Here is a 14,427-nt window from a genome sequence, read left to right on the forward strand (position 1 = left end):
AAGCGTTTCCTGCTATACGCTTACTGATAACTGATCGGTATTCTCACCCCGCCGATTTCCACATCCTGCCAGGTTTTATCTTTTCCTTTGATTTGGTTTTCGCGCAGCGCCTTGTCGAATTTTTCGCGGGTCAGGCTGCCGGGCACCTCAAGGCTCCAGCCCGCCTGCCGCCACTGGCCGTTCTCGTGCATCGTCACGCTACAGCTGCGCGTGTCGCTACTGCACAGCAGCACTTCGTTCTGACCGTCGTGGTTGAGATCGAGCGCCGCCACGACGCAACTGCCTTTCTCATATAAACAGCCGCGCATGCTGTAGGTATCCTCTTTGCGCACCCACTGCCACCAGCTTTCCGCGGGCGCCTGCGCGCCTGAGGCAAGCGCAATGACGTCGCGCAGATCGGCCTCGTTCACCGCCGACGACGGATCCCCGTCCAGCATATCGCGCAGCGCCTGACGGTTTTCACGATCCGCCATGAAAGCCGTGTTATTGCGAAGTTTTTTCAGGGCCGCCTGGCCGCGTCGCCCGGCATGTTGCAGCATATACAGGCTCATTAAATCAGCCTTTTGCGCCCCGCTCTCATAGCGCGCCATCTGACTCTCAACGCTAATGCGCCACGGGTCGAGCACCGGCGAATGGCTTAATACTAATAGCGCGAGCGAAAACAGCATGACGACCCGGCCGCCGCGATCGCTGACGGGTTCACTGCTCTTCATCCGCCGCGCCACCTGCAGCGCCGCGCACACGGCCCAGCACAGCACGGTCGCCGTGATAAGCGCCGCGTAAACGCGCGACGGCGTCCAGCCATATTGCTGCACGCGCAGCCACAGCGACCACCCGGCCAGCGCCGAAAAGAGCGGCGTCGCGATAAGCCCGGCGGCGTTCAGCAGACGCAGCGCCTTGTGCGGCGGCGGCGCGCTGCGCCAGGGCGCGCAGGCCAGGCCTGAAAGCGACAGCAAGACCAGCGCCAGCGTATCCAGCAGCGCGGTGCAGGAGGTGCGCGCCGCAAGACCGCTCAGGCCAACAAACGGCAGCGTCACAAGAAACAGCAGCGCGATGAGAGCGGCAAGCGGCAGCAGGCCGGACGCCACCAGCGTCAGAAAGCGGATCAGCGCCTCGGTAATGCGCGTCTGGCTGCGGCACAGCAGCAAACATACCGCGCCGGAAACGGTCACCATCACGTAGCCGAACAGCGGCTTGTCAAAAAACAGATCGTCGAAAAAGTGGATATTCACCGCGCTGAAGAGCTTCGCCCACAGCAGCAGCACGCCCCAGAATAGGCCAGCGAGCGCCAGCGCCAGCAGCAGCGCGACGCCGTTATTCCACAGCATCAGGCGGCGTGGGACGGGCTCGCCGGATACGCTGTCGCGCTGTAGCCAGGGCAGCGCCATAAAAAGCGTGGCCGCCAGGTGGAAATACCAGTTCGCGACCATCTCTGCGGCATCCAGCTCATCCACGCCCGTGACAGACCAGCGCATCCAGCCCGCCATCATGCCGACCAGCGCCAGCAGCGCGCCCGTCATTAACCAGAAACGCAGCGCGCGCAGGCGGGTCGCGGCAAGCGCCACGCTCGCGCATAGCGTGATGGCCAGCGAGTGCAGCACCAGCGCTGAGCCCTGGCTCATCACGATCAAGCTGCGCGGGCCGGTTAAAAACATCAGCAGACCGCAGATCGCGGCAATCATCACGATACCCCAGCGCGTCGCGGGCGCCAGGGGATGGAGTTCAGACATGGGGATAATCCTTTAAAAACGCATTCACGTGATGAAGATAATTCGCCTTCGTGAAGTGAGCGTGAAGTGGAAAAAGACAGGTTTCAGGCGCCGGAGCCGTACGCGTATCCGCAAAAGCACGTTTATCCTGTGCGATCGCCCGCCGGTTTTGGTTTTCACAGAAAAGATAATTTTCTTCAGGAAAGCGCTTACAGTCACAAAGTGCGGGTTTAGCGGGCGGCTTTTATAACATATTCGGAACAATTAACGCGTACACAGATAAAATGTTGCCATACTCTGAGTCCCGTCGTGACCGGTCTCACAGAATTTTCCACTATGGCGCGCCTGGCGACCCATCAGTAACGTAAATCTATGAAGCCTGTCGCGGTTAACATCCCCGGAATGACCCTACACTTTCAGTTAGTATAAATTGGCTAAGGAGCAGTGAAATGCGAGTTACAGGCATAACCCCGCAGGATCTCAAGGCTTACGGTATTAACGACGTCCAGGAGGTGGTTTATAACCCCGATTACGACACGCTTTATCGCGAAGAGCTCGACCCGTCACTGGAGGGTTATGAGCGCGGGGTGCTAACTGATCTGGGAGCGGTCGCCGTCGACACGGGCATTTTTACCGGTCGTTCGCCGAAAGATAAATACGTCGTGCGCGACGACACCACGCGCGATACGCTCTGGTGGTCCGATAAGGGCAAAGGCAAAAACGACAACAAACCGCTGACGCCGGAAACCTGGCAGCATCTGAAGGGCCTGGTGACGCGGCAGCTTTCCGGTAAACGCCTGTTCATCGTTGACGCTTTTTGCGGCGCCAACCCGGACAGCCGCCTGGCGGTGCGTTTTATTACCGAAGTGGCCTGGCAGGCGCATTTCGTTAAAAACATGTTTATTCGCCCGTCTGATGATGAACTGGAGGGTTTCGAGCCCGATTTTATCGTGATGAACGGCGCGAAGTGCACCAACCCGGACTGGCAGACGCAGGGGCTGAACTCTGAGAACTTCGTGGCCTTTAACCTGACCGAGCGGATGCAGCTTATCGGCGGCACCTGGTACGGCGGCGAGATGAAAAAAGGCATGTTCTCCATCATGAACTACCTGCTGCCGCTGAAAGGCATCGCTTCAATGCACTGCTCGGCGAACGTCGGCGAAAAAGGCGATGTCGCGGTGTTCTTCGGCCTCTCCGGTACCGGCAAAACCACGCTCTCGACCGATCCGAAACGCCGCCTTATCGGCGATGACGAGCACGGCTGGGACGATGACGGCGTGTTTAACTTCGAAGGCGGCTGCTATGCCAAAACCATTCGCCTGTCTGAAGAAGCCGAGCCGGATATCTATCACGCCATTCGCCGCGACGCGCTGCTGGAAAACGTCACCGTGCGCGACGACGGCAGTATCGATTTTGACGACGCGTCCAAAACGGAAAACACCCGCGTTTCCTACCCCATTTACCACATCGATAACATTGTGAAGCCCGTGTCGAAGGCGGGCCACGCGACGAAAGTGATCTTCCTGACCGCCGATGCGTTCGGCGTGCTGCCGCCGGTCTCGCGCCTGACGGCCAGCCAGACGCAGTATCACTTCCTCTCGGGCTTTACGGCGAAACTCGCGGGCACCGAGCGCGGCGTAACCGAGCCGACCCCGACCTTCTCGGCCTGTTTCGGCGCGGCCTTCCTGATGCTTCACCCGACGCAGTACTCCGAAGTGCTGGTGAAACGTATGCAGGCGGCCGGCGCGCAGGCGTATCTGGTGAATACCGGCTGGAACGGCACTGGCAAACGTATTTCCATTAAAGACACGCGCGCGATTATCGACGCCATCCTGAACGGCTCGCTGGACGATGCGGAAACCTTCACGCTGCCGCTCTTTAACCTGGCTATCCCGACCAGCCTGCCAGGCGTTGACGAGCGCATTCTCGACCCGCGCAATACCTATGCCTCGCCGGAACAGTGGCAGGAGAAAGCGCAGCAGCTGGCGCAGCTGTTTATCAGCAACTTCGAGAAATACACCGACACGCCTGCCGGCGCCGCGCTGGTGAGCGCAGGCCCGCAGCGCTAAAGGGTTGAATGTAAAAACGGCTCCGTAAAGGAGCCGTTTTTTTATGGTGTGAAGAGCAGAAAATTAGCTGTTTTTAACCACCGTCGTACCTACCGGCACCGGCAGCCAGGCGCGGATGCGCAACCCGCCCCGCTCGCTCTTGCCGATATCGAGCAGCCCGTGGTGGTTATCGATAATACGCTGCACAATCGCCAGCCCCAGTCCGGTGCCGCTGGTGCTGCGCGCGCTGTCGCCGCGCACAAACGGTTGCAGCAGATGCTTGAGCTGGGCAGGGTCAATGCCCGGCCCGTCATCTTCCACCTGGAACCAGGCGCGGTTGAGTTCCGTGCCGCTACTCACTTTGATCCAGCCGTTGCCGTAGCGCGCGGCATTCACCACCATATTCGCCACAGCGCGCTTGATGGACAGCGGATGAATGCGCAGCGGGATTTCGCCGCTTTGCAGCGCCGTTTCTATCTCGCGCTCATAGCCGCTTTCCGAGGCGATCACCTCACCCAGCACCGCGTTGAGATCCGCCGTTTCCAGCGGCATCTCCTGCCCGGTGCGCAGGTAGTCGATAAACTGCTCGATGATGGCGTTGCACTCTTCGATATCTTTATTGATAGATTCCGCCAGATAGCCGTCGCCTTCGCTCATCATCTCGGTCGCCAGACGAATACGCGTCAGCGGCGTGCGTAAATCATGACTGACACCCGCCATCAGCAGCGTGCGGTCGTCTGCCAGCTGTTTTACACCTGCCGCCATATGGTTAAACGCGCGCGTCACCGAACGCACTTCGGACGCCCCATATTCACGCAGCGGCGGCGGAATAATGCCTTTACCGACCTGCAACGCGGCGTGTTCCAGCTCCACCAAAGGCCGGTTCTGGATGCGGATAAACAGCCAGGCCCCGCCAATCGCCAGCAGCATAATCGCCAGCGTATAGCGAAACAGCGGCGAGAAATCGCCCTGATGAATTTCGGTCAGCGGCACGCGCACCCAGATGTTGGGCGACAGCCAGGTTTTCAGCCACACCACCGGCGAGCTTTTATTGACCTCGACGCGCACTTCCGTCGGGCCGCCAAGCTGCTGCGCCATCTGCTGGCTTAAAAACTCATAATGCTGCGCCCAGCGCAATCCCGCCTCTTCCGCCGCCTCGTTGGAGTAAAGCGAAATCCCAAGCTCGCGGTAGATTTCGCGGCGAAACGCCGGCGGCACCACCAGTTGCGTCCCGTCCTCCAGCTGAAGTTTATCGGTCATCAGCATACGGACTTCGTAGGCCAGGACTTTATTAAACTGCTGGAGGCTCGGCAGGATGGCGAAGTTAAGCACCACCAGGTAGGTCGTCACCAGGCTTGCGAACAGCAGGGTGACGATGAGAAGCAGCGTGCGGGCAAAAGAACTGCGAGGCGAGAAGCGCAGCTTCCTCATGCTTTAGCGCCGTCCGGCACAAAGACGTAGCCCAGGCCCCAGACGGTCTGGATATAGCGCGGATGCGCCGGATCTTCTTCCACCATGCGGCGCAGGCGGGAGATCTGCACGTCGATGGAGCGTTCCATCGCCGAGTATTCACGGCCGCGCGCCAGGTTCATCAGCTTATCGCGCGACAGCGGCTCGCGCGGGTGGCTGACCAGCGCTTTCAGGACGGCGAATTCCCCGCTGGTGAGCGGCATCGGCTCATCTTCACGAAACATTTCGCGCGTGCCGAGGTTGAGTTTGAATTTCCCGAAAGCGATGACCGCTTCTTCCTGCGACGGCGCGCCCGGCAGCTCGTTGGCCTGACGGCGCAGTACGGCGCGGATGCGAGCGAGCAGTTCACGCGGGTTGAACGGTTTAGGGATATAGTCGTCGGCGCCGATTTCCAGCCCCACGATACGATCGACCTCTTCGCCTTTGGCGGTGACCATGATGATCGGCATCGGGTTGCTTTGGCTGCGCAGACGGCGGCAAATCGACAGTCCGTCTTCGCCAGGAAGCATCAGATCAAGCACCATCAGGTGGAAGGACTCGCGGGTCAGCAGGCGATCCATCTGTTCGGCGTTTGCCACGCTGCGCACCTGGAAGCCTTGCTCGGTGAGGTAACGCTCAAGCAGCGCGCGCAGACGCATATCGTCATCCACCACCAGAATCTTGTAATTTTCTTGCATTGTGTTTACTCCCAAAGGCTCAAACAGTTGTAACGCCATTCTAAAAAAGTGTGCGTCAGCCGGTGAGTTAAATCTGGTATATATTGTAGTCGAAATTGTTACAAAGCATATTTAACAGCAGCTTATCTTCACTTTTCATCACAAAACCGGCGTATCGCTAAAGCGCGACATGACGACGCTGCCGACCTCAGCCCTAATCATAAACGAACTGGCGCATTTCGTATGCGGGCCCTGCGGTTTCAGGCGCGTGAATCAGCCGTGTTTTCACGCGTCCGGCGCTTCACATTCGCCACCACGCCCGCTAAGGTACGGACGTTAAAATTCTCTGCGAAGGCCAGCCGATGAAAACGCCGTTAATTACCCGCGAAGGCTACGAAAAACTCAAAAAAGAGCTCGACTATCTGTGGCGCGAGGAGCGGCCCGAAGTCACTAAAAAAGTGACCTGGGCGGCAAGCCTTGGCGATCGCAGTGAAAACGCCGATTACCAGTACAACAAAAAGCGACTGCGCGAAATCGACCGCCGCGTGCGCTACCTCACCAAATGCCTTGAGAACCTGAAAATCGTCGACTATTCGCCGCAGCAGGAAGGCAAAGTCTTTTTCGGCGCCTGGGTTGAGGTGGAAAATGACGATGGCGACGTAAAGCGTTTTCGTATCGTCGGCTATGACGAGATTTTCGGGCGCAAAGATTACATCTCCATCGACTCCCCTATGGCCCGCGCGCTGCTCAAAAAAGAGGAAGGCGACGTGGCGACCGTCCAGACGCCGGGCGGCGAAGCCACCTGGTATGTGAACGCCATCGAGTATGTGAAGTAACCCTTTGCGGATAGCTCCGAAACCCGCCACGGGCGCGGCTACGGCTGGCATTTTTACCCTTCAGTCCGTATAACTGTGCCCTGACTTTTTGTACATAACAGATGATATTGCCATGATGAATGATTCGCTCAGTCGTATTATCGCCAGTGAGCTTCAGGCCAGGGCTGAACAGGTAGACGCTGCCATTCGCCTGCTTGATGAAGGGAACACCGTGCCGTTTATCGCACGCTATCGTAAGGAGGTCACTGGCGGTCTGGACGACACCCAGTTGCGCCAGCTGGAGACGCGTCTGGGTTATCTGCGCGAACTCGAAGAGCGCCGTGCGGCTATCCTCAAATCGATTGCCGATCAGGGCAAACTCACCGATGAACTTCAGGCGGCCATTACCGGCACCCAGAGCAAAACCGAGCTTGAAGACCTTTACCTGCCTTACAAGCCGAAGCGTCGCACCCGCGGGCAGATAGCGATCGAAGCGGGCCTTGAGCCGCTTGCCGATTTGCTGTGGAACGAGCCGTCCCACGAGCCGGAAGCGGAAGCCGCGAAATTTATCAACGCTGACAACGGCGTGGCCGACACCAAAGCCGCGCTTGACGGCGCGCGCTATATCCTGATGGAGCGCTTTGCCGAAGACGCGGCGCTGCTCGCCAAAGTGCGCGATTACCTGTGGAAGAACGCCCATCTGGTCTCCGCCGTGGTGCCAGGCAAAGAGGAAGAAGGCGCGAAATTCCGTGACTACTTCTCCCATCATGAACCGATTGCCACGGTGCCGTCGCACCGCGCGCTGGCGATGTTCCGCGGGCGCAACGAGGGCGTATTGCAGCTTTCGCTCAACGCCGACCCGCAGTTCGACGAGCCGCCCCGCGAAAGCTACTGCGAGCAGATTATTACCGATCACCTCGGCCTGCGCCTGAATAACGCCCCGGCCGACAGCTGGCGTAAAGGCGTAGTGAGCTGGACCTGGCGCATCAAAGTGCTGATGCATCTGGAAACCGAGCTGATGAGCACGCTGCGCGAGCGCGCCGAAGACGAGGCGATTAACGTGTTCGCCCGTAACCTGCATGACCTGCTGATGGCCGCGCCCGCCGGGCTGCGCGCCACGATGGGCCTCGATCCGGGCCTGCGTACCGGCGTGAAAGTGGCGGTGGTTGACGCCACCGGCAAGCTGGTCGCGACCGATACCGTCTATCCGCATACCGGCCAGGCGGCCAAAGCGGCGGTCGTCATCGCCGCGCTGTGCGAGAAGCATAATGTGGAGCTGGTGGCTATCGGCAACGGCACCGCGTCGCGCGAAACCGAACGTTTCTTCCTCGACGTGCAGAAGCAGTTCCCGAAAGTGACCGCGCAGAAAGTGATTGTCAGCGAAGCGGGGGCGTCGGTGTACTCCGCCTCCGAACTGGCGGCGCTGGAGTTCCCGGATCTCGACGTGTCGCTGCGCGGCGCGGTATCTATCGCCCGCCGTCTGCAGGATCCGCTGGCGGAGCTGGTGAAAATCGATCCGAAATCCATCGGCGTGGGCCAGTATCAGCATGACGTCAGTCAGAGCCAGCTGGCGCGCAAACTCGATGCGGTCGTGGAAGACTGCGTGAACGCCGTGGGCGTCGATCTCAACACCGCCTCGGTGCCGCTGCTGACCCGCGTGGCGGGCCTGACGCGTATGATGGCGCAGAACATTGTGTCGTGGCGCGACGAGAACGGCCAGTTCCGCAACCGCCAGCAGTTGCTGAAAGTCAGCCGTCTGGGGCCGAAAGCGTTTGAGCAGTGCGCGGGCTTCCTGCGTATTAACCACGGCGATAACCCGCTCGACGCCTCCACGGTTCACCCGGAAGCCTACCCGGTGGTGGAGCGCATTCTGGCGGCGACGGAGCAGTCGCTGCGCGATCTGATGGGCAACAGCAGCGCGCTGCGTAACGTGAAAGCGGTGGATTTTACCGATGAGCGTTTCGGCGTGCCGACCGTGACCGACATTATTAAAGAGCTGGAAAAACCGGGGCGCGATCCGCGTCCGGAATTTAAAACCGCCCAGTTCGCCGAGGGCGTGGAGACGATGAACGATCTCCAGCCGGGCATGGTGCTGGAAGGCGCGGTGACCAACGTGACCAATTTCGGCGCGTTTGTGGACATCGGCGTGCATCAGGATGGTCTGGTGCATATCTCCTCGCTCTCCGACAAATTCGTCGAGGATCCGCACACCGTGGTGAAAGCGGGCGATATCGTGAAGGTGAAGGTGTTGGAAGTGGATTTACCGCGTAAGCGTATCGCGCTGACCATGCGTCTCGACGAGCAGCCGGGCGAAGGCAACGCGCGGCGCGGCAGCGGCGGCAATAGCCGCGAGCCGCAGAAGCGTCCGGCGCAGAATAACCGCAAACCGGCGCGCGACAGCGGCGCGGGCGGCAACAGCGCGATGAGCGATGCGCTCGCCGCCGCGTTCGGCAAAAAGCGTTAAGCCGCAGCACAACACATAAGGCCGGGAAACCGGCCTTTTTTATTGGTTTTTCGGGTGATGCCAGTGGCGGGTGCGCTACGCTTACCCGCCCTACGTTTTGACAGACGAGTTGATTCTGTAGGGCGGGTAAGCGCAGCGCACCCACCTGTCATTCCTTACCCGTACCGCAAAACGTATTTAAAAATCCACATTCAGAAATAAAATCAAATATGAACGCGGTTACATTTTTCATTTAAACAACAACTGGAACAACTAAATAACACTTATAAAAGACGCCACAATAATCTCTGGCTGCTTTTAATTTTAATTAAATGAAAAATAAAGAATAAATAATTTGACCATGTCTGTTGAAAACGCGGGTGACCGCGTTTTTTTGCGCCAGAACAAATAAACATCAGAAAGTATCGTTACGCCGCATTATTGCATTGCAGATAAAAACCATTCTCATTACCATCTTACTCAGATAAACAACCCTTTCCCGCGCAATAATCGGCTCCTGGCCGTTGTATCGCTACGGCTCACCGCCGCTGAGCGCATTCGGAATAAGCAGGTCCTATGCAATTCACACCTAACAGCAGCTGGAAAATCACGGGTTTCGCCCGGGAAATCAGCCCGGCCTACCGCCAGAAGTTACTGTCGCTCGGCATGCTGCCGGGTTCATCGTTTGAGGTAAAACGCGTGGCTCCCCTGGGTGACCCGATTCATATCGAAACCCGACGCGTAAGCCTGGTGCTGCGAAAAAAAGATCTGGCGCTTTTGCAGGTTGAAGCGACCCGCTGACCTCTTTCTGTGTTGAGTTAACGCAAATGAAAAAATTAACCATTGGCTTAATCGGCAATCCGAACTCCGGCAAAACGACGCTATTTAATCAGCTCACCGGCGCGCGGCAGCGCGTGGGCAACTGGGCGGGCGTGACGGTAGAGCGTAAAGAGGGCAGCTTCGCGACGACCGATCACCAGGTGACGCTGGTCGATCTGCCTGGCACCTACTCTCTGACCACCATCTCCTCGCAAACCTCGCTCGATGAACAAATCGCCTGTCACTACATCCTCAGCGGCGATGCGGACATGCTGATAAACGTGGTGGACGCCTCCAACCTTGAGCGCAACCTCTACCTGACGCTGCAACTGCTGGAGCTCGGCATTCCGTGCGTGGTCGCGCTGAACATGCTGGATATCGCCGACAAACAAAACATCCGCATTGATATCGACGCGCTGGCGAACCGCCTCGGCTGCCCGGTCGTGCCGCTGGTTTCTACGCGCGCCCGCGGCATCGACAGCCTGAAGCTCGCCATTGACCGCCACAAGCGTAATCAGACGATTGAGCGCGTCCATTACCCGGCGCCGCTTTCTGAAGCGGCTGAGACTCTGGCGGCGGCGATGCCCGGCGATCTCTCCGCCCAGCAACGCCGCTGGCTCGGGCTGCAAATGCTCGAAGGCGATATCTACAGCCACAGCGTGGCGGGCGACGCCGCCGCACGGCTCCCGCACATTCAGGCACAGCTTGAAAGCCAGCTTGATGACCCGGCGCTGCATATCGTTGACGCCCGCTATCAGAGCATTTCGACGATTTGCGACGCCGTCAGCAACAGCCTCACCGCCGAGCCGCACCGCCTCACAGCCGCGCTGGATAACATTATTCTCAACCGTTTTCTGGGTCTGCCGGTCTTTCTCGGCGTGATGTACCTGATGTTCCTGCTTGCCATTAACATCGGCGGCGCGTTGCAGCCGATTTTCGACGCGGGCTCCGTGGCGATTTTCATTCACGGGCTGCAATGGGTCGGCTATACGCTGCATTTCCCCACCTGGCTGACGCTGTTCCTCGCCCAGGGGATTGGCGGCGGCATCAACACCGTGCTGCCGCTCGTGCCGCAAATCGGCATGATGTACCTGTTTCTGTCGTTTCTTGAAGATTCCGGTTATATGGCCCGCGCGGCGTTTGTGATGGATCGCCTGATGCAGGCGTTGGGTCTGCCGGGTAAATCGTTCGTTCCGCTGATTGTCGGCTTTGGCTGCAACGTGCCGTCGGTGATGGGCGCCCGTACGCTGGACGCGCCGCGCGAACGGTTGATGACTATCATGATGGCGCCGTTTATGTCCTGCGGCGCGCGGCTGGCGATTTTCGCGGTATTCGCCGCCGCCTTTTTTGGCCAGCAGGGCGCGCTGGTGGTCTTTTCGCTCTATCTGCTTGGCATCGTCATGGCGATCCTGACCGGCCTGATGCTGAAGTTTACGATCATGCGCGGCGAAGCCACGCCGTTTGTGATGGAGCTGCCGGTATATCACGTGCCGCACCTGAAAAGCCTGCTGCTGCAAACCTGGCAGCGCCTGAAAGGCTTTGTGCTGCGCGCCGGGAAAGTCATCGTCATTGTCAGTGTGTTCATTGGCGCGCTGAATAGCTTTTCGTTCAGCGGCAAGACCGTGGACAACATTAACGACTCCGCGCTGGCCTCCGTCAGCCGCGTACTGACGCCGCTGTTAAAACCCATCGGCGTGCAGGAAGACAACTGGCAGGCCACCGTCGGGTTATTCACCGGCGCGATGGCGAAAGAAGTGGTGGTCGGCACGCTGAACACGCTTTATACCGCCGAAAACATCCACGAGGCACCGTTCGATGCCGCGAGCTTTAGCCTGAAGGATGAACTGACTGGCGCGCTGGCGGAAACCTGGCAGAGCCTGAAAGACACCTTCAGCCTGAGCGTGCTGGCGAACCCCATCGAAGCGAGCAAAGGCGACGGTGAGATGGCGACCGGGGCGATGGGCGTGATGAGCGCGAAATTTGGCAGCGAAGCCGCTGCTTACAGCTATCTGGTGTTTGTGTTGCTCTATATCCCCTGCATCTCGGTGATGGGCGCCATCGCCCGCGAATCAAGCCGCGGCTGGATGGGCTTTTCGATTCTCTGGGGGCTGAATATCGCGTATTCACTGGCGACGCTGTTCTATCAGGGCGCGACATTCCAGGCGCATCCGCTCTATAGCCTTACGGCGATGCTGGCGGTCGTTCTGTTTAATATCGCGCTGCTCACGGCACTACGTCGGGCGCGCAGCCGGGTGGATGTGAGCCTGCTGACACCGCGTCGCGAGGCCCGCTGCTGCGAAACGACCGCCGGGGAGTGTCACTGATGGCCACGCTGATTGAGGTGCGGGATCTGCTGGCGCTCTCGGGAAGAATGGACGCGCAGCGTATCAGTGAACAGCTCGCGACGCCGCTGCCGCTGGTCAATGCCATGCTCAGTCGTCTGGAGGCGATGGGGAAAGCGGAACGTCAGGAGGAGTGGCTGTCGGGCTGCCTGAGCGGCAGCTGTCGCCACTGCCCGGAGGGCAAGGCGTGCCGTAAAGAGGTGTGGCGGCTGCGTTAACCGACAGGGCGGGCATCGTGCCCGCCCCTTTTCTTATTGATAAACCGCTTACTTGTAAACATCCGCCGTGGCGTGGATATCCTTACCGGTTTTCTCGCCGCTGGTGATGACATAATATTTGCCACCCATTTCATCGGCTTTCTTAATCAGTTCTTCTTTCGCGTCCATCGGCGCGGTGCCTTTGTCAGAGACGATAGTGCCGATTTTGGTGAGATTCATCTCTTTGACTTTATCTTTCTGCAGCTCTTGCGCGGCCAGCGCGCCAAAAGAGAGCGAACCCAGAACCACAGACAACAGCATACCGGTGCGTAATTTCATAAGAATGACTCCCTGCTCAGATGATGTTAAGGGCGGGATAAAAACGCCCCGATAACAATGACATCTAAAGTATGGCGCGCTTTCACGGGTTTGCCAGGCGAGCCTTTAACGCCAGCAGCGCGTCGCAGAATTCGCGCGGGTGAGAAATAAACGGCGCGTGGGCGGCTTTATCAAAGACCAGCGATTCGCTTTCAGGAAAGCGCTCATCAAGCAGCGCGGCGACCTTGCGCGGCACCAGCCCGTCAAGACGCCCGTATAGGCGTAAAAACGGCCCCTGCCAGGCGGTGAGCGCCTCTCGCAGATCGGCGGTTTTCAGGATCTCCAGCCCGCCGTTTAATACCTCGGCACCGGGCATCGGTTGCGCCAGTACGATAGATTTCAGCACGCGCGCATCCTGGCGCGCCGTCTCGGTGCCGAGCGTTTGCAGCGCCAGAAAACGCTCCACCGTGCGCTGAAAATCTTCACTCAGCTGACGCTGAAACCCGCTTAGCACTTCGGGCTTAATGCCGGGCCAGTCGTCGCCTGCCTGAAAACAGGGCGACGAGGCGACCGTCACCAGCGCGTCGACGCGCGACGGTTCATTGAGCGCCACCTGGCTTGCCACCAGCCCGCCAAGGCTCCAGCCCAGCCAGACGGCGCGTTCAGGCGCGCGGCTCGCCACCAGGCGCGCCATTTCGTCAAGCGTCAGCGCGCCAAAGCCCTGGCTGCGCCCGTAGCCCGGCAAGTCGACCAGATGCAGCGTAAAGTGCGAGCGTAATTCCTGCGAAATGCAACGCCACACTTCGGCATTCAGCCCCCACCCGTGCAGCAGCACAAGATGACAATTTCCTTCGCCCGTGGTCTGCCACCAGAGGTCATTCATCCGTTACTCTTCTCATGATTGATGTACAAGGAGGTTGCCATGCTAACAATACCGGGGATGTGTTGGCTATGCCGGATGCCGCTGCGCGTGCCGGACTGGGGAATTTGTTCGCGCTGCCAGCGGTTGCGGCAGATACCCGTATGCCCGCAGTGCGGGCTGCCTGCCGCGTGTGAGACACAGCCGTGCGGCCGCTGCCTGCAAAAGCCGCCCGTCTGGCAGCGGCTACTCGCCGCGAGCGAATACGCGCCGCCGGTAAGCGGACTGGTGCATCAGTTTAAATTTCAAGGATGTACGGCGCTGGCGCCCGCGCTCGCCCGCCTGTTGCTGTTGAAAATTCTTGCCACGAAGCGCAGCGGCGCGCTTCCCGCGGCGGATCTGCTCATCAGCGTGCCGCTGCACCGCACACGCGTCTGGCGACGCGGTTTTAACCAAAGCGCACTTATCGCCAGGGCGCTGTCACGCTGGCTCGGGATACGCTATGCGCCGGACGCGGTAGCGCGCATCAAAGCCGCTCCGCCCCAGCGGCAGCTCAACGCCCGGCAGCGGCGCAGCAACCTGAAAAACGCCTTCCGGGTTGAATTACCGGTGGCGGGTCTCCATATCGTTATTGTGGATGATGTCGTCACGACAGGGAGTACTGTTGCCCAGATCGCGCGCCTGCTTAAGCGCAACGGCGCGGCGACTGTCCAGGTATGGTGCCTGTGTCGAACCTTGTAGAGCCTCGATG

The 14,427-nt window shown here is 59.3% G+C and carries 12 protein-coding genes; 7 read left to right on the forward strand and 5 right to left on the reverse strand.

All coding sequences use genetic code 11. The features are described 5' to 3' along the window. Positions 1-20 precede the first annotated feature (20 nt). Positions 21-1,730, reverse strand: a complete 1,710-nt coding sequence (locus tag AACV31_RS17710) for a DUF4153 domain-containing protein (RefSeq protein WP_165155239.1) — start codon at positions 1,728-1,730, stop codon at positions 21-23. A 428-nt stretch (positions 1,731-2,158) separates the two neighbouring features. Between AACV31_RS17710 and pckA the strand changes: the two genes are divergently transcribed. Then, positions 2,159-3,778, forward strand: a complete 1,620-nt coding sequence (gene pckA, locus AACV31_RS17715; protein ID WP_146378374.1) for a phosphoenolpyruvate carboxykinase (ATP) — start codon at positions 2,159-2,161, stop codon at positions 3,776-3,778. A gap of 63 nt (positions 3,779-3,841) precedes the next feature. Here pckA and envZ read toward each other — a convergent pair whose 3' ends face one another. Further along, entirely contained in the window at positions 3,842-5,188 is a 1,347-nt protein-coding gene (envZ, locus tag AACV31_RS17720) for a two-component system sensor histidine kinase EnvZ (protein ID WP_007764948.1), read from the reverse strand. Continuing rightward, positions 5,185-5,904, reverse strand: a complete 720-nt coding sequence (gene ompR, locus AACV31_RS17725) for an osmolarity response regulator transcription factor OmpR (protein WP_006177890.1) — start codon at positions 5,902-5,904, stop codon at positions 5,185-5,187. The genes envZ and ompR overlap by 4 nt, the downstream gene beginning before the upstream one ends. 341 nt (positions 5,905-6,245) lie before the next feature. Here ompR and greB point away from each other — a divergent pair, with 341 nt between their 5' ends. The 5 genes from greB to feoC all read left to right on the forward strand — a co-directional run bounded on the left by greB (position 6,246) and on the right by feoC (position 12,520). Further along, positions 6,246-6,719 carry a transcription elongation factor GreB gene (gene greB / locus AACV31_RS17730; protein ID WP_004385524.1) on the forward strand — a complete coding sequence of 158 codons (474 nt, stop codon included), beginning with the start codon at positions 6,246-6,248 and terminating at the stop codon, positions 6,717-6,719. Positions 6,720-6,831: 112 nt separating this feature from the next. Continuing rightward, entirely contained in the window at positions 6,832-9,162 is a 2,331-nt protein-coding gene (locus tag AACV31_RS17735) for a Tex family protein (RefSeq protein WP_165155237.1), read from the forward strand. 555 nt (positions 9,163-9,717) lie between these two features. After that, the gene (feoA, locus tag AACV31_RS17740; protein WP_007702689.1) at positions 9,718-9,942 is read left to right on the forward strand and encodes a ferrous iron transporter A; all 225 of its coding nucleotides are present in this window, start codon (positions 9,718-9,720) and stop codon (positions 9,940-9,942) included. Positions 9,943-9,968: 26 nt separating this feature from the next. Continuing rightward, on the forward strand, positions 9,969-12,284 hold the full coding sequence (gene feoB / locus AACV31_RS17745) for a Fe(2+) transporter permease subunit FeoB (RefSeq protein ID WP_165155235.1): 2,316 nt from the start codon (positions 9,969-9,971) through the stop codon (positions 12,282-12,284). Further along, on the forward strand, positions 12,284-12,520 hold the full coding sequence (gene feoC / locus AACV31_RS17750) for a [Fe-S]-dependent transcriptional repressor FeoC (protein ID WP_007764967.1): 237 nt from the start codon (positions 12,284-12,286) through the stop codon (positions 12,518-12,520). Before feoB ends, feoC begins: the two co-directional genes overlap by 1 nt. A gap of 48 nt (positions 12,521-12,568) precedes the next feature. Here the strand turns inward: feoC and AACV31_RS17755 are convergent, their stop codons facing one another. Continuing rightward, the gene (locus AACV31_RS17755; protein ID WP_007764970.1) at positions 12,569-12,838 is read right to left on the reverse strand and encodes a YdgH/BhsA/McbA-like domain containing protein; all 270 of its coding nucleotides are present in this window, start codon (positions 12,836-12,838) and stop codon (positions 12,569-12,571) included. 82 nt (positions 12,839-12,920) lie between these two features. Then, positions 12,921-13,700 (reverse strand): pimeloyl-ACP methyl ester esterase BioH, encoded by a 780-nt coding sequence (gene bioH / locus AACV31_RS17760; protein WP_161589785.1) that lies wholly within the window; start codon positions 13,698-13,700, stop codon positions 12,921-12,923. Positions 13,701-13,739: 39 nt separating this feature from the next. Between bioH and gntX the strand changes: the two genes are divergently transcribed. Further along, positions 13,740-14,417: a DNA utilization protein GntX gene (gene gntX, locus AACV31_RS17765; protein WP_165155233.1), complete on the forward strand. Its 678-nt coding sequence runs from the start codon at positions 13,740-13,742 to the stop codon at positions 14,415-14,417. The last annotated feature ends 10 nt before the right edge of the window (positions 14,418-14,427 follow it).

It is taken from the genome of Cronobacter sp. EKM101R, from assembly GCF_963888145.1.
GTDB lineage: Bacteria > Pseudomonadota > Gammaproteobacteria > Enterobacterales > Enterobacteriaceae > Cronobacter > Cronobacter turicensis.